Origin of the sequence: Gordonia lacunae (assembly GCF_002149015.1) — a bacterium.
Classification (GTDB): Bacteria; Actinomycetota; Actinomycetes; order Mycobacteriales; family Mycobacteriaceae; genus Gordonia; species Gordonia lacunae.
In genome coordinates, this window is sequence record NZ_NGFO01000051.1 from 1 (window position 1) to 19,220 (window position 19,220).

Here is a 19,220-nt window from a genome sequence, read left to right on the forward strand (position 1 = left end):
CTGCGGCACCGGCACCGACCCCGGGCGCGCGTCCCGGCCCGAAGCCGGGCCCGCGCACCCCGCGGGTGGGCAACAACCCGTACTCGTCGGCACCGGCGCCCGCGCCGCGTCCGGCTGCACGCCCCGGTCCCGGGCAGGGCGGCCCGCGTCCCGGCGGCGGTCGTCCCGGCCCGGCCGGCCAGGGTGGTCCGCGTCCCGGCGGCGGTCGTCCCGCACCCGGTCAGGGCGGTCCCCGGCCCAATCCCGGCAACATGCCCCCGCGCCCGAGTCCCGGCGCCATGCCGTCGCGCGCGGCTCGCCCGGACGCCCGTCCGGGTGGTCGTGGCGGACCCGGCGGTGGCGGTGGACGTGGCGGTGGCGGCGGCGGTTACCGCGGTGGCCCCGGTGGCGGCGGCGGTGCACCCGGTGCACCCGCAGGTGGCGGCTTCCGCGGTCGTCCCGGCGGCGGTGGCGGCGGTCGTGGACGCGGCGGTGCAGCAGGCGCCTTCGGTCGTCCCGGTGGTGCACCACGCCGTGGTCGCAAGTCGAAGCGGGCGAAACGCGCCGAGTACGAGAACATGCAGGCACCGGCCGTCGGTGGCGTCCGGTTGCCGCGCGGCAACGGCGAGACCATCCGTCTCGCCCGTGGTGCGTCGCTGTCCGACTTCGCCGACAAGATCGACGCCAACCCGTCGTCGCTGGTCCAGGCGCTGTTCAACCTCGGCGAGATGGTGACCGCGACTGAGTCGGTCAACGACGAGACGCTCGAGCTGCTCGGCTCGGAGATGAACTACCGCGTCCAGGTGGTCAGCCCGGAGGACGAGGACCGCGAGCTCCTCGACAGCTTCGACCTCACCTACGGCGAGGACGAGGGCGGCGAGGAAGACCTCGAACAGCGTCCGCCGGTGGTCACCGTCATGGGCCACGTCGATCACGGTAAGACCCGACTGCTCGACACGATCCGCAAGGCCAACGTCCGTGAGGGCGAGGCCGGTGGCATCACGCAGCACATCGGTGCCTACCAGGTGAACACCCACCTCAACGGTGAGGATCGCCTGATCACGTTCATCGACACGCCGGGTCACGAGGCGTTCACCGCCATGCGTGCCCGCGGTGCCAAGGCGACCGACATCGCGATCCTCGTGGTCGCGGCCGACGACGGCGTCATGCCGCAGACGGTGGAAGCGGTGAACCACGCCCAGGCGGCCGACGTGCCGATCGTGGTCGCGGTGAACAAGATCGACAAGGAAGGCGCCGACCCACAGAAGATCCGCGGGCAGCTGACCGAATACGGTCTGATCCCCGAGGAGTACGGCGGCGACGCCATGTTCGTCGACATCTCGGCCAAGCAGGGCGAGAACATCGACGCGCTGCTCGAGGCCGTTCTGCTCACCGCGGACGCGTCGCTCGATCTGCGTGCCAACCCGGACATGGACGCCCAGGGTGTCGCCATCGAGGCGCACCTCGACCGCGGCCGCGGCCCGGTGGCGACCGTGCTGGTCCAGCGCGGCACGCTGAAGGTCGGCGACTCGATCGTCGCCGGCGACGCCTACGGACGTGTGCGTCGCATGGTCGACGAGCACGGCGAGGACGTCCCCGAGGCGCTGCCGTCGCGTCCGGTCCAGGTCATCGGTTTCACCTCGGTCCCCGGCGCAGGCGACAACTTGCTCGTGGTCGAAGAGGACCGGATCGCCCGGCAGATCGCCGACCGGCGCAACGCGCGCAAGCGCAACGCGCTGGCCGCACGCAGCCGCAAGCGGATCAGCCTGGAAGACCTGGATTCGGCGCTCAAGGAGACCAGCCAGCTCAACCTCATCCTCAAGGGTGACAACTCGGGTACGGTCGAGGCCCTCGAAGAGGCCTTGCTGAACATCGAGATGGGCGACGAGGTCTCGCTGCGGATCATCGACCGCGGTGTCGGTGGCGTGACCGAGACCAACGTCAACCTGGCGGCCGCCTCGGATGCGATCATCATCGGCTTCAATGTCCGTGCGGAAGGCAAGGCCACCGAGCTGGCCAACCGCGAGGGCGTCGACATCCGGTACTACTCGGTGATCTACCAGGCCATCGACGAGATCGAGAGCGCGCTCAAGGGCATGCTCAAGCCGATCTACGAAGAGGTGGAGCTCGGCCGCGCCGAGATCCGCGCGATCTTCAAGTCGTCGAAGGTCGGCAACATCGCCGGTTGTCTCGTGCAGTCGGGCATCATGCGGCGCAACGCCAAGGCCCGCCTGCTGCGCGACAACGTCGTGGTCGCCGAGAACCTCACCGTCTCCTCGCTCAAGCGCGAGAAGGACGATGCGACCGAGGTCCGCGAAGGCTACGAATGTGGTCTCACGCTGACCTACTCGGACATCAAGGTGGACGACGTGATCGAGACCTACGAGCTGCGGGAGAAGCCGCGCGACTGATCGCGACAGCGACTGCCTCGTACGACATCTCGACAGCTGTGGTGCGCGCCGACCGGTTTCCGGTCGGCGCGCACGCAGCGCTACGGAAGGAGCCCCGTAATGGCTGATCCGGCACGCGCTCAGCGCATGGCCAAGCGGATTTCGTCGATCGTCGCGTCGGCGATAGCGCACGAGATCAAGGATCCGCGACTGGCCTATGTCACCGTCACCGACGCCCGGGTGACCAACGACCTGCACGACGCGACGATCTACTACACCGTGATGGGCGAATCCATCGACGCCGAGCCCGATGTCGAGGCCGCGGCCGCGGGGCTGGCGAAAGCGACCGGCGTGCTGAGGTCGAAGGTCGGCGCGGGCACCGGGGTGCGCTTCACCCCGACCCTGCGTTTCGTACTCGACACGGTGCCCGACGCGGCACGTCAGATGGAGGAACTCGTCGCCCGCGCCCGCGCGAACGACGAACTCGTGGCCCGGCGTGCGGCGGAGGCCGAGCCGGCAGGGGATTCGGACCCGTATCGTACGGCGGACGACGACGCCGCCGGTACCGAAGAGTGAGCGGTTCGTCGAGCGCGGCGATCGCCGCGACGCTGGCCTCCGCGACCGCGGTGACCATCTGCTGTCATGTCCGACCCGATGCGGACACGATCGGCAGCGGTCTGGCGCTGGGGTTGGCACTCGACCGCCGGGGCGTCGACGTCGAGGTCTCCTACCCGGGGACCGAGCAACTCCCGGCGTCGCTCGCGGGGCTGCCCGGCAGCAAACTGCTGTGTTCGCCCGCGCAGGTCGTCGGACATCCGCTCGTGGTGGCGGTCGATGCCGCCAACCTCGAACGCCTCGAGTCTCTCGGCGCGACGTTCACCGCGGCGCAGACCTCGGTCGTGATCGACCACCATGCGTCGAATCCCGGCTTCGGGGACCTCGACCTGGTCGACCCGGACGCCGACTGCACCGCCGTACTGGTGCTCGACGTCCTCGACGACCTGGGCGTCGAGCTCGACGCCGACATCGCCACCTGCATCTACGCCGGTCTCAGCACCGACACCGGTTCGTTCCGCTGGGCTCGTCCGGCGTCGTTCCGGGTGGCCGCCCGACTCCTCGAGACCGGTGTCGACGCGCGGCGGTGGAGTCGCATCCTGTTCGATTCGCATCCGTTTGCGTGGTTCTCGATGATGTCGGGTGTCCTGGCGTCGGCCCAGCTGGTCCCGTCGGCGTGCAACGGCGAGGGCCTCGTCTACGCGATCGTCGATCAGCAGGCTCTGGCCGGGATGAGCTGGGACGAGGCCGAGAGCGTCATCGACACGATCCGCACGGCGCACGAAGCCGAGGTGGCCGCGGTGTTCAAGGAGAGTGAGCCGGGGATCTGGACGGTCTCGCTTCGGTCCAAGGACATCGTCGATCTCGTCCCGATCGCACGGGGACACGGCGGTGGCGGGCACCGTCAGGCCTCCGGGTACAGCGACACGGGTACCGCGGACGACGTGGTCGCCAGATTGCTGGAGTCGCTCTGAGCGAGGACTCCCCAGGCGTGGCGCGCATCGCCACGCTCACCGTCTCGGCTCTCGCGGTCCTCATCGCGCCCCCGCTCTACCTCCTGCTCGACCTGGCCGTCGTGGGACGGCTGGGCGGTGGGCAACTGGCCGCACTGGGGGTCGGCACCCTGGTGCTCTCGATCGTCAGTACCCAGCTGACCTTCCTGTCCTACGGCACCACGGCCCGTTCCGCGCGACGCTTCGGTTCCGGCGACCGCCCCGGCGCGGTCGTCGAAGGGGTGCAGGCGAGTTGGATCGCGGTGGCGGTCGGCATCCTGATCGTCGCGGTGGCGTATCCGTGCGCCCCGGTCGTGATGCGTCTGCTGGTCGGGACGTCGTCACCGGAGTCGGCCGCGGTCGCCGAGGACGCGGCGGGTTGGCTGCGGATCGCGATGTTCGGTGTACCGCTCATCTTGTTGTCGATGGCGGGCAACGGGTGGATGCGCGGAGTGCAGGACACTCGTCGTCCGGTCGTCTACGTCGTCGTCGGACTGTCCCTCGCCGCGGTGCTCGTCGTCGGACTGGTCCACGGCATCGGCCCGTTCCCGCGGATGGGTCTGGACGGCAGTGCGGTGGCCAACGTGATCGGACAGGGTGTGACCGGGGTGCTGTTCGCGGTCCGAGTCGTCCGCGAGGCGCGGCGGGTCTCGGCCGGGACCGGATCGGGACGTGGGCCGGGTTCACGTGCCTTCGCACCCGACTGGTCGATCATCCGCGCCCAGCTCGTGATGGCGCGCGATCTGGTCGTGCGCAGCCTGTCGTTCCAGATCTGCTTCGTCTCGGCGGCCGCGGTCGCCGCGCGCTTCGGGGTCGCCCAGGTGGCCGCTCATCAACTGGTGCTGCAGCTGTGGGAGTTCATGGCGCTGTTCCTCGACTCGCTGGCCATCGCCGCGCAGGCCCTGGTGGGCGCTGCGCTCGGCGCGGGACGGCTCGGTGCCGCCGACTCTGTCGCCCGTCGCGTCACCGCGGTGTCCGTGGTCGCCGCCACCGCGATGGGTGCCCTCTTCGCGGCCGGCGCGACCCTGATCCCGCGCATCTTCACCTCCGACGCCGCAGTCCTCGATGCCGTCGGCGTGCCCTGGTGGTTCTTCGTCGGGATGCTGCCGATCGCCGGTGTGGTCTTCGCCCTCGACGGCGTACTCCTCGGCAGCGGTGACGCGGCCTTCCTGCGTACCGCGACACTCACCGGCGCCCTGGTGGGCTTCCTACCGCTGATCTGGTTGTCGCTGGTGTTCGACTGGGGTCTGGCGGGAGTCTGGTCGGGCCTGGTGGTGTTCATGCTGGTCCGGCTGGCGACCGTGGTGTGGCGGATCCGCTCGGGTAAATGGCGTCGGGCAGGTGCGGTCCGCGCCTGACCGTGGGCGGTCTGGCACGATGGATCCTCGTGGCTACTCTGTGGGCGATCAGCGATCTGCACATCGCGCATCGGGGCAACGAGCACATCATCGACAGCATCCGGCCGACGTCGCCGGAGGACTGGCTCATCGTCGCCGGTGATGTCGCCGAACGCACCGACGACGTCGTCGACACCCTGCGTCGGCTGCGGGCGCGCTTCGCCACCGTCGTCTGGGTGCCGGGCAATCATGAGCTGTACACGACGGCCAAGGATCCGCTGCAGGTGTTCGGGGTCGCGCGGTACGACTACCTGGTGCAGGCCTGCCGCGACATCGGTGTGGTCACCCCGGAGGACATCTATCCGCTCTTCGATGCGGGTGACGGCTCCGACCCGGTCCGCGTGGTCCCGATGTTCCTGCTCTACGACTACACCTTCCGTCCGGAGGGCACCGCCAACAAACTGACCGCGCTCGCCCTCGCCCGGGAACGCAACGTGGTGGCGACCGACGAGTTCCTGCTGTCGCCCGAGCCGTTCCCCACCCGCGATGCCTGGGGACGGGCGCGGATCGAGATCACCCGGCGTCGGCTACAGGCCATCGATCCGGCCGAGAAGACGATCCTGATCAACCACTGGCCGCTGCGCCGTGAGCCGTGCGACGCACTCATCTATCCGGAGTTCGCCCTGTGGTGCGGCAGTGAACTCACCGCCGACTGGCACACCGAGTTCAACGCGGCGTGCTGCGTGTACGGACACCTGCACATCCCGCGGACCACCTGGTACGACGGCGTCCGGTTCGACGAGGTGTCGGTCGGTTATCCGCGGGAATGGAAGCGTCGCGGACTGCCGAACCCGCTGATGCGCAACATCGTTCCCGGGGATGGGCTCACCGCGGCCGATCTCCCCGAGCATGGGGTCCGGTTCGATCTGCCGCCGGACTATGCCGAACGGGCCGCCGAGTTCCGGCAGCGCGTCGAGCAGCGGCAGGCGGAACGACGCACCCGACAGGCCGAGAGACAGGCCGAACGGCAAGCACGAGAGGACAACCGATGATCGAGCAACTCCTGCCGGCGGGCGTCGCCTCGGCGGAGGCGTTCGCCGACCCGCCCGATCTGGTCCTGCTGCCCGCCGAGCAGAGCCTGATCTCCCGTGCGGTGGAGAAGCGTCGCCGAGAATTCACCACCGTTCGGCACTGCGCCCGCCAGGCGCTGGGGGAGCTCGGTCACGAGCCGGTCCCGATCCTCAAGGGCGACAAGGGCGCACCCGTCTGGCCGGCCGGGATCGTGGGGAGTCTCACACACTGCGACGGCTATCGCGCCGCGACGGTGGCGTACGCGATGGCGGTGCGGTCCCTCGGCATCGACGCCGAGCCGCACGACAGCCTCCCCGACGGCGTGCTCGAGCACACCAGTCTGCCGGCCGAGCGGGAGGTCCTCGCGACGCGGTCGGGCGACCTGCACTGGGACCGGTTGCTGTTCTGCGCCAAGGAGGCCACCTACAAGGCATGGTTCCCGGTCGCCAAGCGCTGGCTGGGCTTCGAGGACGCGCACATCACCTTCGAGCAGTCCACCCCGACGTCGGGAACGTTCACCTCGCGCATCCTCATCGATCCGGCCGCCGCGGACGGGGGGCCGCCGCTGCTCGAGTTCTCTGGTCGCTGGCTGGTCGAGCGCGGCATCATCACCACCACGATCGCGCTGACCTGACGTGGCCGACGCAACCATCGAGAACGCCGGACTGCTCGTCGTCGACAAGCCGGCCGGAATGACCAGCCACGACGTCGTCTCGCGCTGCCGGAAGATCTTCAACACCCGCCGCGTCGGCCATGCGGGCACCCTCGACCCGATGGCGACCGGCGTTCTGGTCGTCGGGATCGAGAGGGCCACAAAACTTCTCGGTCTGCTGTCGCTGACCACGAAGTCCTACACCGCGACGATCCGGCTCGGTGCGGCCACGACGACCGACGACCGTGAAGGTGAGATCCTCTCCACCGCAGACGCATCCGAGGTGTCCGAGGCCGCGATCGCCGCCGCGATGGCCGATCTCACCGGCGACATCCAGCAGGTCCCGGCGAAGGTCAGCGCGGTCAAGGTCGACGGCCGACGGGCGCACGCGCTCGTGCGTACCGGCGCCGATTTCGATCTCGCGGCGCGCCCGGTCACGGTGTCCCGCTTCGAGGTTCTCGACACCCGGTACGAGGGGGCCTTCGTCGATCTCGACGTGGTGGTGGACTGTTCGTCGGGCACCTACATCCGGTCACTGGCACGCGATCTCGGCGCCGCACTGGGCGTCGGCGGGCACCTGACCGAACTCCGGCGGACCGCGGTCGGCCCGTTCACCCTCGACCACGCGCGCACGCTCGACGACGTCCGCGACGAGCCGCGGGTCAGCCTCGACATCGACGAGGCGGTCAAGATCTCCTTCCCGCGCCGCGACATCGACGACGACGAAGCCGAGTCGATCAGTCAGGGACGATGGCTGGAACCGATCGGCCGCAAAGACATCTATGTGGTCGTCGACCAGCGGGAACAGGCGATCGCGCTGATCCAGGAGAAAGGTCGCCGGGCGAGCTCGGTGATGGTGGTCCGGCCGGCGACCCTGCGCTGACGCGGGTGGCCGCGCGCGGGCGATCGGGTCAGGCGCGCGGGACGACGAAGATGGCGCGTGCGGCGATGTCGCCGAGGTCGATCGGATCGGCGTCGTCGAGTGACACCGAGATCGTGCCCGCGAACGGGCGCTTCTCGGCGACGGTAACCACACAGTCGAGGGCGACGCCCACCTGATCGAAGTAACGCAGCATCTCGGGATCGGTGTCGGAGATCCGGGCGATGGCGCCCGACGCCCCCACATCGAGGTCGGCCAGCAGGGCCGCGTCCGGCGCGGGGATCGAGCCGTCCAGGGCGGGGATGGGGTCACCATGCGGATCCCGGTCGGGGAAGCCGAGTTTCGCGTCCAACCGGGCCATCAGACGGTCGGAGACCGCGTGTTCGAGGATCTCCGCCTCGTCGTGCACCTCGTCCCACCGGTATCCGAGTTCGCGCACCAGGAAGGTCTCGATCAGGCGATGACGGCGCACCATGAGGATGGCCGCGGACCGGCCCTCGTCGGTGAGGGTGACCGCGCCGTACGGTTCGTGCGAGACGAAGCCCTGGTCGGCGAGCTTGCGGATGGCCTCCGAGGCGGTGGACGCGGACACACCGAGGGACTGGGCCAGCAGCTTGGTGGTGACCTTGACGTCTTCCCACTCCTGGCTGGTCCAGATCACTTTCAGATAGTCCTGGGTCACCTGTGACAGCTCTGTCACCGGACGATCTGATCCCCGAGGCATGACCAAGAGCTTAACCCCACCGCAAACGCGAGTGGCGGTGGTGGTTTGGAACACCGGGTGCCCGTAGTCTGGTCGCGTGTTGCGATGGCGAGGTCTGGACGACATCCCCGCGGACTGGGGGCGGTGCGTGGTCACCATCGGTGTCTTCGACGGTGTCCACCGAGGACATGCCGAGCTCATCAACGCCGCCACGACGGCGGCGAAGGAGCACGGGGTGCCGGCGGTGCTGATGACATTCGATCCGCATCCGTCCGAGGTGGTCCGGCCGGGATCCCATCCGCCGCAACTGACGACGCTGACGCGGCGTGCGGAGCTGGCCGAGGAGCTCGGCATCGACGTCTTCTGCGTCATGCCGTTCACCCCCGAACTCGCCGCCCGGTCGCCGAAGGACTTCGCCCACGACATCCTCGTGGAGACGTTGCACGCCGCGGTCGTGGTGGTCGGTGACAACTTCACCTTCGGTCGCAAGGCGGCCGGCGACGTGGCCAGACTCGCCGAACTCGGTGGGAAGTTCGGGTTCTCGGTGGAATCGGTGTCGCTGTTCGGTGAACATGCGGTGACCTTCTCCTCGACCTACATCCGGTCCTGCGTCGCGGCCGGCGACGTCGACCGCGCGACCGAGGCGCTCGGACGTCCGCATCGGGTCGAGGGCGTGGTGGTGCGCGGGGACGGCCGGGGCCGCGACCTCGGCTATCCGACGGCCAATGTGGCGCCACCGATGTACGCGGCGATCCCCGCGGACGGGGTCTACGCCGCCTGGTTCACGATCCTGGGCGCGGGCCCGGTCGTCGGCGAGGTCGAACCGGGGGAGCGCTACCAGGCCGCGGTGTCGGTCGGTACCAACCCCACCTTCTCCGGCCGGACCCGCACCGTCGAGGCGTTCGTGCTCGACAAGAGCGCGGATCTCTACGGTCAGCACGTCGCCGTCGACTTCGTCCATCGCATCCGCGGGATGGAACAGTTCGACGGGGTCGACGACCTGATCATCGCGATGGGCGACGACGTGACGAAGACCAGGGAGATCCTGGCCGCAGCGGACAGCTGATCCCGTCCGGTCGTCTCCGGCCCGCTCGCCGAGTCCCGACGCCGGATTTGGGCCGGGTCCCACCCTGGCTGTAGCCTGATCAGTCGGTGTTGCTGCAGTCCGCGGTGGCGCACCGTGGTTGTTTCGGACGCGGTACTGAGAAACAGGAGTATCTCCATGGCTTTGACTGTCGAGCAGAAGAAGGAAATCCTCGCCGAGTACGGTCTGCACGAGACCGACACCGGTTCGCCCGAGGCCCAGGTCGCGATGCTGACCAAGCGCATCACCGACCTCACCGAGCACCTGAAGCAGCACAAGCACGACCACCACAGCCGTCGCGGACTGCTGCTGCTGGTCGGACGCCGTCGTCGTCTGCTCAAGTACGTCGCCAAGGTCGACATCAACCGCTACCGTTCGCTCATCGAGCGTCTCGGCCTGCGTCGCTGATCCCACGACTTCCACCGGCCGCCCCCGAATCGGGGGCGGCCGGTTTGTCGTATTGAGGTATTGACAGTCGGCGGTGATACGCTGACAGACGGATCGTGCCGGAACTCGAGGCAGTACGGAACGACCCGCCAGATCGGTCCTCGGTAGTGGCCGCCGGAAACCTCGTCCGGGCAATCCCCGGGCGCGCAGGATTCCGGCCGCTTCGATCGAAGGCCGTCTGAGCACTCATCCGGCGCAGATACGCTGCGCCATTCACCGTGCTGCCGCACATTCTCGGCGCGTTCTGGGTCGGTCCGATCCGCGCGTGCGCTCCTCGAGGACATGTCCGCTCGATGCGGCGTGTGAGTACGTGCTGCGCACCTCCGCGATGACCACCCCCAACCGCACAAGCGGCCGACTTTGCGTGGCCGCGTCAGACGGCCGCCACCGGCAGCCGCTACGAAGGGATTCCACCCCACATGACAGATGTGAACACGACCGAAGACTTCGCCGACGACTACGACGACGCCATCACCGAGGCGACCGCCGTCATCGACAACGGGAGCTTCGGCACCCGCACGATCCGGTTCGAGACCGGACGCCTCGCACTGCAGGCCGCCGGGTCGGTGACCGCCTACCTCGACGACGAGAACATGCTGCTCTCGACCACCGCGGCGTCGAAGCACCCGAAGGAACACTTCGACTTCTTCCCGCTCACCGTGGACGTCGAGGAGCGGATGTACGCCGCCGGACGCATCCCCGGATCGTTCTTCCGTCGCGAGGGCCGCCCGTCGACCGACGCGATCCTGACCTGTCGCCTGATCGACCGTCCGCTGCGCCCGTCGTTCGTCGACGGTCTCCGCAACGAGATCCAGGTCGTCGTGACCGTCCTCTCGCTCAACCCGAACGACCTCTACGACGTCGTCGCGATCAACGCCGCGTCGGCCTCGACCCAGCTCGCCGGGCTGCCGTTCTCCGGACCCGTCGGCGGCGTGCGCGTCGCGCTGATCCCGACCGAGGAGAACAAGGCCGGACAGTGGGTCGCGTTCCCGACCGTCGAGCAGCTCGAGGGCGCCGTGTTCGACATGGTCGTCGCGGGCCGCATCGTCGCCGGTTCCGGCGACACCGCCGACGTCGCGATCATGATGGTCGAGGCGGAGGCCACCGACAACGTCATCGACCTCGTCGCCGGCGGCGCACAGGCGCCGACAGAGGCGATCGTGGCCGAGGGCCTCGAAGCCGCCAAGCCGTTCATCGCCCGACTCTGCGAGGCGCAGAAGTCGCTGGCCGCCGCCGCGGCCAAGGAGACCGCCGAGTTCCCGCTGTACCCGGCGTACCAGTCGGATGTCTACGACGCCGTGGCCGCCGCTGCCACCGAGCGTCTGTCGGAGATCCTGACCATCGCGGGCAAGCAGGAGCGCGACGACAAGACCGACGAGCTCAAGGCCGACATCCTGGCCCGGCTCGGCGAGCAGTTCGAGGGTCGCGAGAAGGAGATCGGCGGCGCGTACCGGTCGCTGACCAAGAAGCTCGTGCGCCAGCGCATCCTGACCGACCACTTCCGCATCGACGGTCGCGGCATCACCGACATCCGTGCGCTGTCGGCCGAGGTCGCCGTGATCCCGCGTGCCCACGGCAGTGCGCTGTTCGAGCGCGGCGAGACCCAGATCATGGGTGTCACCACGCTCGACATGGTCAAGATGGCGCAGCAGATCGACTCGCTCGGACCCGAGACGTCCAAGCGGTACATGCACCACTACAACTTCCCGCCGTACTCGACCGGTGAGACCGGCCGCGTCGGTTCGCCCAAGCGCCGCGAGATCGGCCACGGCGCGCTCGCCGAGCGTGCTCTGGTGCCGGTGCTGCCGAGCGTCGAGGACTTCCCGTACGCGATCCGCCAGGTCTCCGAGGCGTTGAGCTCCAACGGCTCGACCTCGATGGGCTCGGTCTGCGCGTCGACCATGTCGCTGCTGAATGCCGGTGTGCCGCTGCGCGCTCCGGTCGCCGGTATCGCTATGGGCCTCGTCTCCGACACCGTCGACGGGGAAACCCGTTATGTCGCACTGACCGACATCCTCGGCGCCGAGGATGCGTTCGGCGACATGGACTTCAAGGTCGCGGGCACCAAGGACTTCGTGACCGCGCTGCAGCTCGACACCAAGCTCGACGGCATTCCGTCGCAGGTGCTCGCGGGTGCGCTCAGCCAGGCCAAGGACGCCCGGCTGACCATTCTCGACGTCATGGCCGAGGCCATCGACGAGCCGGACGAGATGAGCCCCTTCGCGCCGCGGATCACCACCATCAAGATCCCGATGGACAAGATCGGTGAGCTGATCGGCCCCAAGGGCAAGACGATCAACGGCATCACCGAGGAGACCGGCGCGAACGTCTCCATCGAGGACGACGGCACCGTGTTCGTCGGCGCGGCCGACGGCCCGTCCGCGCAGGCCGCCATCGATCGCATCAACGCGATCGCCAACCCGCAGCTGCCGAAGGTCGGGGAGCGCTTCCTCGGCACCGTCGTCAAGACGACCGCGTTCGGTGCATTCGTGTCGCTGCTGCCCGGTCGCGACGGCCTGGTGCACATCTCGAAGCTCGGCAAGGGCAAGCGCATCAACAAGGTCGAGGACGTGGTCAACGTGGGCTCCAAGCTCCGCGTCGAGATCGCCGACATCGACGAGCGCGGCAAGATCAGCCTCGTCCCGGTCGACGACGACGCCGACAAGGCGGAGGCACCGGCTGCCGAGGCAGCCACCGCAGACGCCTGATCTGACACCGAGTAGGTCCTGAAGGGGCCCGTCGTCCATGCGGACGGCGGGCCCCTTCGCCGTGCCGGGCGCTATCGACGATCGGGTTCGTCGAACCAGATCTCGAATCCGTCGGCGGCGGTGACCTCGTCACCGACGCCCTCGGCGCAGTGTCCCGCGGTGACCACGAGACGGTCGCCGTCGGCGTCGGTCCCGAGAACCCGGGGGAGCGGCCGGCCGACGGTTCTGGTCGACACGTCGCGCGCCTAGACTCTGCAGAGATGTCCGGTGACGAGAACGTGCGGCTGACGGTTGCGCGCCGTCGGGACGCCGGCGACGTCTCCGTCGCGCGCGCCGTCGTCGAACTCCTCCGCACCGCACCGGTGATCGGGCGGGCCGACATGACCGTCCGCCAGGCGGCCGCGCTGATGACCGAGCGCGGGCAGGACTACGTGGTGATCCCGCTGCCGGACCGGCGCCACGGTGTGCTGACCGACGGTGACATTCGGGCCGAGGTGGTGGCGGCCGGGCGCAGCGTCGACACACCGGTCGGGGAGATCGTGACGCAACCTGCGTTCGTCGTCGATGCCAGAGCGGCCGCCGTGGACGTCCTGACCGAGCTCGTCGATCGTGACCTCTCGATCGTCCCCGTGTGCGACGCCGACGGCGACGTGGTGGGTGTCGTCGGGCCGGGCGATTTCGTCGCCGACCCGGCGGGTGCCGGAATCCCTCTGCGCGAACAGATCCGACGCTCGCTCGGCGTCGACGAGCTGCAGGGGCACGCGCGCCGGCTGCCGCAGTTCGTCGCCGACCTGGTGCGCCGTGACCGGCCGCCGTACGAGATCACCCGCGCGGCGTCCCTGGTCGTCGACTCGGTCGTCAGTCGTGCGCTCGATGTCGTCCTGGCCGCACACCCGGAACTCGATCCCGCCGCGTTCACCTGGTTGTCGCTGGGCAGCACCGCCCGTCGGGAACCGGTGTTGAGTTCCGACGTGGATTCGGCTGTCTCTCTCGACGATTCGGTTGCCGGCGAGATCGATCGATATCGGGTGGCGTTCGGTGAGGTCGATGAGGTGTTGCGGAACGCGGGACTGCGGGTCGACGCCAACGGTGCCGTCGCGTCGAAGCCGCTGTTCGCGCGGACACACTCGCAGTGGCAGGCGGCGGCGCGGGGCTGGATCGACGACCCGCTCGCCGGTAAGGGGATGATCTTCACGTCGTTGATGCTCGACGGTCGGCCGATCGGCGGAGGCTACTCGCCGTCGTCGGCGACGCCGGCGGTGGCGATGATCGCCGGCCTGCGGCGTGACCCGCGGACGATGAATCTGCTTCTGGCCGAGACTCTGTCGACGCGCGCCCGGTTGCGCTCCCGGCGTGATGTGCTGACCGGGCGGGGCAACGTCGTCGACATCAAGCAGCACGCGGTGACACCGCTGGTCAACATCGCGCGATGGGCTGCGGTCAGCGTCGGTTCGACCGACGTCGACACCCGGGGCCGTCTACGCGCGGCGTCCGGCAGTGAGATGCTGCCCGACGAGCAGGCGTCGACGCTCGTCGAGGTCTTCGACGTGTTGCAGCGCGTCCGGCTGCGATATCAGGTCGCGCAGTTCGACAACGGCGACCCGCCCGGCGATCGGTTCGACGTCAGACAGCTGTCCCCGCTGGACCGCAGCCTCCTCGGGCAGGCGGTCCGCGAGATCGCCGGTGTGCAGCGCCGCATGTCGACCATGAGCCGACTTCTCCCCGGACCCGAGCAGGTGACCTGAGAACCGATGTGTCTGATCCTCTTCGCGTGGAACGCGCACCCCACCCGGCGTCTGATTGTGGCCGCCAACCGGGACGAGCAGCACCGCCGCCGCACGTTCGCGCTGTCGCACTGGGACGACCTGCCGATCCTCGGTGGTCGCGATGCCGTCGCCGGCGGTACGTGGATGGCCGTCTCGGCGGAGACCCCCAGCCGCGTGGCGATGGTCACGAACGTCCGCGTCGGTCCGGCTCGACGAACCGGAATCCGGTCGCGCGGGCAGCTTCCCGTGGACTATCTGATCGGTGACGACGACCCGAAGGTGTACGCCCACCGGGTCGTCGACGACGCCGGCGCATACGACCCGGTCAACCTGCTCGTCGCCGATCGGAACGAGCTGTGGTGGATGACCAACTGGCCGGAGCCGCGCGCCGAGCGGGTCGCCGACGGTGTGCACGGTCTCTCCAACGGGTCACTGGACAACGACTGGCCGAAGGTCGTCGACGGTGCGGCGGCCCTGAGCGGGCTGGTCGAGACAGACGGCGGCGGGCCGGATGGGTGTCCGGACGAGTCCTTCTTCGCCATGCTGGCCGACCAGGATCGGCCCGACCCGGCGCGTCTGCCCGACACGGGCGTCGGCCCGCAGGCCGAGGCAGCGCTGTCGTCGATGTTCATCAACATCCCCGGATACGGCACCCGGGCATCGACCCTGCTGCGCGTCGGGTACGACGGCCACGGATCGATGACCGAGCGTCGCTACGGCTGGCGGGGGCGACGCCGGGGTACCACCACGCTGACGTTCTGATCAGTTGTGCGCGTAGGGGTTCGGCGTTACGTCGAGGTCGAGTGCGGCGCCGACCTCGGCGGTGAACAGTTCGCCGTGCCGCGTGCTCAGGCCCGAGGCGAGTGCCGGGTCGGCTGCGCACGCCTGCTCCGGGCCCGAATCGGCCAGCCGTAGGACGTAGGGGAGGGTCGCACCGGTGAGTGCCTGTGTCGACGTACGCGCGACGTTGCCGGGCATGTTCGCGACGCAGTAGAAGACGGTGTCGTGGACGGCGAAGGTCGGGTCGTCATGGGTGGTGGGCCGGGAGTCCTCGAAGCAGCCACCCTGGTCGATCGCGACGTCGACGAGGACCGCGCCCGACGTCATCCGGGCGACGGTGCTGTTCGAGACGAGGACCGGTGCCTTGGCTCCCGGGACGAGAACGGCCCCGATCACCAGGTCGGCATCGACGACGGCGGCCTCGACCGCGAGCGTTGTGCTGTACCGGGTGTGGACGCGACCGCCGAAGCGGGCGTCGATGGCGCGCAGCTTGGCGATGTCGATGTCGAAGACGGTCACCTGGGCGCCCATGCCGAGCGCGATCTGGGCCGCGTTGACGCCGCTGACGCCGCCGCCGAGAACGACGACGTCGGCGGGCTCGGTTCCCGGGACGCCGGCCATGAGTACGCCACGGCCGCCCGCCGAGCGCATCAGGTGGTAGGCGCCCACCTGCGCTGCCAGGCGTCCGGCGACCTCGCTCATCGGAGCCAGGAGGGGGAGCGCGCCGTCGGCGCTGCGGACCATCTCGTAGGCGATGGAGGTGATACCCGAGGCGAGCAGCGCCTCCGTGCACGCGCGGCCCGCCGCGAGGTGCAGGTAGGTGAACAGCGTCTGATCCCGACGCATCAGCGGGAACTCGGTGGCGATCGGTTCCTTGACCTTGAGCAGCAGATCGGCCTGCTCCCACACCTCGGCGGCCGATCCCAGGATCTGAGCGCCCGCGGCCTTGAAATCGTTGTCGGAGATCGCCGAGCCCTCGCCTGCGCCGGCCTGGATCACGACGTCGTGACCACGTTGGTGGAGTTCGGCGACGCCGGCCGGGGTGATGGCCACCCGGTATTCGCGGTTCTTGATCTCGGTGGGGATGCCGATGCGCATGGTGACTCCGTACGTGGTTGCGGTCTCCTGAATGTTCCTCGATGAACTGTTTCCAGCGTGAAGGAACTTCGAGGATGACACAATGCAGCTGAACAATATTCTCGTCGTCGGCGGATAGCTGACGATCGTGTGATCGGAGAGGATGCGATGCCCGCGACACCGAAGGATGTTCGGACAGGCGACCTCGACGCGACGGACCGCGAACTGTTGCGTCTGTTGCAGTCGGATGCGCGGTTGCCCAACAGCGAACTGGCGCAGCGCGTCGGCATCGCCGCGTCTACGTGCCACGGCCGCTTGCGCCGGCTCGTCGAGGTCGGGATCATCCGCGGCTTCTTCGCCGACGTCGACCCGGCCGCCCTGGGGCGCCCCCTGCGCGCCATGGTCGCCGTCAGTCTGCAATCCGACGCGCGGGGTCAGATCCGGCAGTTCGTCGGCGAGATCGCCACCCACGACGAGGTGATCGACGTGTTCTTCCTCGCCGGCACCGACGACTACCTGCTGCATGTCGCCGCCGCCGACACCGAGGCGCTGCGCCAGTTCGTCGAACGACTCAACGGCCGGCCGGAGGTCGCCGGCACCACGACGTCGCTGGTGTTCGAGCACCGCCGCGGCGGTGCCCCGATCTTCTGAGGCGGGACGCCACTAGACTGGCCCGGCAGCGGTTGAGATGAGGCTGCGTCGACAAGAAGAGGGTGGACATGAGCGGGATCAAGGTGGGCGTCCTGGGTAGCCAGGGCAAGGTCGGGCAGGCGATCGTCGCCGCGGTCGAGAACGCCGACGACCTCACCTACACCGTGGGCGTCGACAAAGGGGACTCCCTGGAGTTCTTCACCGACACCGAGACCCAGGTCGTCGTCGACTTCACCCACCCCGACGTGGTGATGGACAATCTGAAGTTCCTCATCGCCAACGGGATTCATGCCGTCGTGGGCACCACCGGGTTCACCGAGGAACGTCTCGACATCGTCCGCGGATGGCTGTCCGAGAACCCCGGGGTGGGTGTTCTGATCGCACCGAACTTCGCAATCGGCGCCGTGCTGTCCATGCGCTTCGCCGCGCAGGCCGCCAAGTACTACGAGTCGGTCGAGGTGATCGAGTTGCATCACCCGCACAAGGCCGACGCGCCATCGGGCACCGCCTATCGAACGGCGGAGCTGATCGGGCGTGCGCGGGCCGAGGCCGGTGTCGGACGGAGCCCCGATGCCACGACCGAGGAACTCGACGGCGCTCGCGGCGCGGTCGTCGACGACGTGCGTGTCCACTCGGTGCGGCTCGCGGGACTCGTCGCCCATCAGGAGGTCCTGCTCGGCACCGCCGGTGAGACGCTCACCATCCGGCACGACTCCCTCGACCGGGCGTCGTTCGCTCCGGGAGTGCTCCTGGGCGTGCGCAGCATGGCCGGCCGCCCGGGCCTCACCATCGGGCTCGAAGAACTGATGGACCTCTGACCGATGACTCCCGCCGGCCCCCAGGGTGAACCCGCACACGACGACGACACCGAGGGCGGCGCACCGCGCCTGGGTCCGCGCAAGAAGGACTCCCGTCCGATCGTCTGGATGATCGCGTTCCTCGTCGTGGCCTTGATCGTGTACTTCGTGCTGCTCGGCTGGCGCGGCTTCCAGCTGATCGCCTCCGGTTCCCTCGCGGGCATCGGTCTGGGAGTGGGCGTGATCGCGCTACCGCTGATCGGGGCGTGGCTCGTCTACGCGACCCTGCGGGCGGGGCTCGAGCACCAGAAGCTCGCCGCGATCATGGCCGACGAGGGTCGCGAACTTGACATCTCCCACCTGCCGCACCGCGCGTCGGGCCGCATGGAGCGCGATGCGGCCGACGAGCTCTTCGCGCAGGTGAAAGCCGAGTGGGAAGCCGACCCCGACGACTGGCGCAACACCTACCGCATCGCCCGTGCCTACGACTACGCGGGCGACCGCACCCGCGCCCGCTCGATGATGAAACGGGCCGTCGCGCAGTACCACGGCCGGGAGCAGTAGCCCGATGAGCCGGCTGCTCATCGTCCACCACACGCCGTCGCCGGCGTGCCAGGAGATGTTCGAGGCCGTCGTGTCCGGCGCAACCGATCCGGAGATCGAGGGTGTCGAGGTGATCCGGCGGGCGGCCTTGTCGGTGTCGGCGAGCGATTTCCTCGACGCCGACGGCTACATCCTCGGCACGCCCGCCAACCTCGGATACATCAGTGGCGCACTGAAACACGCCTTCGACGTCAGCTACTACCAGATCCTCGACTCGACCCAGGGCCGGCCGTTCGGGTTGTACCTCCACGGCAACCAGGGCACCGAAGGCGCTGTGCGAGCCGTCGATTCGATCACCGGCGGACTCGGTTGGACCAAGGCTGCCGAGCATGTCATCGTCTCCGGAGCCCCGGGCAAAGAAGACCGCGAAGCGTGCTGGGAGCTGGGTGCGACGGTCGCGGCAAACCTGATGGAGGGATGAGCCTCGCAGGGCCGTGTTTTTCCTCACCGTTGAACGTCAGACGCGGAGATCGAGTCGCGAATCAAGGGTAACCGCGGCGGCCGCGGCTTGGGTCGCCAAGGTGCCCAACAGTGTTCCGCGGAACACTCTCGATCTCGGGTTGAGGCCGGAGGGTTTGTCGGTCCCGACGGATATGTTGGTCGTGTTCGTGTCGGTCGGTTCGGGGGGTTGCGGTGGGGGTCAGTGCTTTTCGTGCGGGTGGGGATGTTGCGTCGATGTTTGATGGTGCGGATCCGGCGTCGTTGTCTGATGAGGTTCTCGAGGCGCGGGTGTTGGGGTATGCCGCGC

The 19,220-nt window shown here is 68.9% G+C and carries 19 protein-coding genes; 16 read left to right on the plus strand and 3 right to left on the minus strand.

Translation table 11 applies throughout. The features are described from left to right. The 7 genes from infB to truB form a co-directional block, all read left to right on the plus strand. The coding region (gene infB / locus CA982_RS24915; RefSeq protein ID WP_144066116.1) for a translation initiation factor IF-2 at positions 1 to 2,390 on the plus strand (2,390 nt) is incomplete at its 5' end. 99 nt (positions 2,391 to 2,489) lie between these two features. Beyond that, positions 2,490 to 2,945, plus strand: coding sequence for a 30S ribosome-binding factor RbfA (gene rbfA, locus CA982_RS24920; protein ID WP_086537793.1), 456 nt, complete (start codon positions 2,490 to 2,492; stop codon positions 2,943 to 2,945). Further along, positions 2,942 to 3,898: a DHH family phosphoesterase gene (locus CA982_RS24925; protein WP_086537794.1), complete on the plus strand. Its 957-nt coding sequence runs from the start codon at positions 2,942 to 2,944 to the stop codon at positions 3,896 to 3,898. The genes rbfA and CA982_RS24925 overlap by 4 nt, the downstream gene beginning before the upstream one ends. Before the next feature lie 17 nt (positions 3,899 to 3,915). Beyond that, positions 3,916 to 5,274: an MATE family efflux transporter gene (locus CA982_RS24930; protein WP_144066117.1), complete on the plus strand. Its 1,359-nt coding sequence runs from the start codon at positions 3,916 to 3,918 to the stop codon at positions 5,272 to 5,274. 29 nt (positions 5,275 to 5,303) lie between these two features. Continuing rightward, on the plus strand, positions 5,304 to 6,305 hold the full coding sequence (locus CA982_RS24935) for a metallophosphoesterase family protein (RefSeq protein WP_208618115.1): 1,002 nt from the start codon (positions 5,304 to 5,306) through the stop codon (positions 6,303 to 6,305). Further along, on the plus strand, positions 6,302 to 6,958 hold the full coding sequence (locus tag CA982_RS24940) for a 4'-phosphopantetheinyl transferase family protein (RefSeq protein WP_086537797.1): 657 nt from the start codon (positions 6,302 to 6,304) through the stop codon (positions 6,956 to 6,958). Before CA982_RS24935 ends, CA982_RS24940 begins: the two co-directional genes overlap by 4 nt. 1 nt (position 6,959) lies before the next feature. Beyond that, positions 6,960 to 7,859: a tRNA pseudouridine(55) synthase TruB gene (gene truB, locus CA982_RS24945; protein WP_086537798.1), complete on the plus strand. Its 900-nt coding sequence runs from the start codon at positions 6,960 to 6,962 to the stop codon at positions 7,857 to 7,859. 28 nt (positions 7,860 to 7,887) lie between these two features. On the opposite strand, the gene CA982_RS24950 is transcribed toward truB, so the two are convergent. Beyond that, positions 7,888 to 8,556, minus strand: coding sequence for a metal-dependent transcriptional regulator (locus CA982_RS24950; RefSeq protein WP_086537799.1), 669 nt, complete (start codon positions 8,554 to 8,556; stop codon positions 7,888 to 7,890). Between the two features lie 100 nt (positions 8,557 to 8,656). On the opposite strand from CA982_RS24950, the gene CA982_RS24955 reads away from it, so the two are divergent. The 3 genes from CA982_RS24955 (at position 8,657) to CA982_RS24965 (ending at position 12,798) form a co-directional block, all read left to right on the plus strand. Next, on the plus strand, positions 8,657 to 9,625 hold the full coding sequence (locus CA982_RS24955) for a bifunctional riboflavin kinase/FAD synthetase (protein WP_086537800.1): 969 nt from the start codon (positions 8,657 to 8,659) through the stop codon (positions 9,623 to 9,625). Between the two features lie 156 nt (positions 9,626 to 9,781). Then, complete coding sequence (gene rpsO / locus CA982_RS24960) at positions 9,782 to 10,051, plus strand: 30S ribosomal protein S15 (RefSeq protein WP_004021887.1); 270 nt, start codon at positions 9,782 to 9,784, stop codon at positions 10,049 to 10,051. Positions 10,052 to 10,509: 458 nt separating this feature from the next. Further along, complete coding sequence (locus tag CA982_RS24965) at positions 10,510 to 12,798, plus strand: polyribonucleotide nucleotidyltransferase (RefSeq protein ID WP_086537801.1); 2,289 nt, start codon at positions 10,510 to 10,512, stop codon at positions 12,796 to 12,798. A gap of 71 nt (positions 12,799 to 12,869) precedes the next feature. On the opposite strand, the gene CA982_RS26605 is transcribed toward CA982_RS24965, so the two are convergent. Then, positions 12,870 to 13,034 carry a hypothetical protein gene (locus tag CA982_RS26605; RefSeq protein ID WP_158097833.1) on the minus strand — a complete coding sequence of 55 codons (165 nt, stop codon included), beginning with the start codon at positions 13,032 to 13,034 and terminating at the stop codon, positions 12,870 to 12,872. Positions 13,035 to 13,058: 24 nt separating this feature from the next. On the opposite strand from CA982_RS26605, the gene CA982_RS24970 reads away from it, so the two are divergent. Continuing rightward, entirely contained in the window at positions 13,059 to 14,543 is a 1,485-nt protein-coding gene (locus tag CA982_RS24970) for a putative nucleotidyltransferase substrate binding domain-containing protein (protein ID WP_086537802.1), read from the plus strand. A gap of 6 nt (positions 14,544 to 14,549) precedes the next feature. Beyond that, positions 14,550 to 15,326 carry an NRDE family protein gene (locus tag CA982_RS24975; RefSeq protein ID WP_086537803.1) on the plus strand — a complete coding sequence of 259 codons (777 nt, stop codon included), beginning with the start codon at positions 14,550 to 14,552 and terminating at the stop codon, positions 15,324 to 15,326. Here CA982_RS24975 and ald read toward each other — a convergent pair whose 3' ends face one another. Next, positions 15,327 to 16,442 carry an alanine dehydrogenase gene (gene ald / locus CA982_RS24980; protein WP_086537804.1) on the minus strand — a complete coding sequence of 372 codons (1,116 nt, stop codon included), beginning with the start codon at positions 16,440 to 16,442 and terminating at the stop codon, positions 15,327 to 15,329. Positions 16,443 to 16,589: 147 nt separating this feature from the next. Between ald and CA982_RS24985 the strand changes: the two genes are divergently transcribed. The 4 genes from CA982_RS24985 (at position 16,590) to CA982_RS25000 (ending at position 18,893) form a co-directional block, all read left to right on the plus strand. Next, entirely contained in the window at positions 16,590 to 17,072 is a 483-nt protein-coding gene (locus CA982_RS24985) for an Lrp/AsnC family transcriptional regulator (RefSeq protein ID WP_086537808.1), read from the plus strand. Positions 17,073 to 17,140: 68 nt separating this feature from the next. Next, a complete protein-coding gene (gene dapB, locus CA982_RS24990; RefSeq protein WP_086537805.1) occupies positions 17,141 to 17,890 on the plus strand; it encodes a 4-hydroxy-tetrahydrodipicolinate reductase in 750 nt (249 codons plus the stop codon). 3 nt (positions 17,891 to 17,893) lie between these two features. Continuing rightward, entirely contained in the window at positions 17,894 to 18,433 is a 540-nt protein-coding gene (locus tag CA982_RS24995; RefSeq protein ID WP_086537806.1) for a hypothetical protein, read from the plus strand. A gap of 4 nt (positions 18,434 to 18,437) precedes the next feature. After that, positions 18,438 to 18,893 carry a flavodoxin family protein gene (locus tag CA982_RS25000; protein ID WP_086537807.1) on the plus strand — a complete coding sequence of 152 codons (456 nt, stop codon included), beginning with the start codon at positions 18,438 to 18,440 and terminating at the stop codon, positions 18,891 to 18,893. Positions 18,894 to 19,220 lie beyond the last annotated feature (327 nt).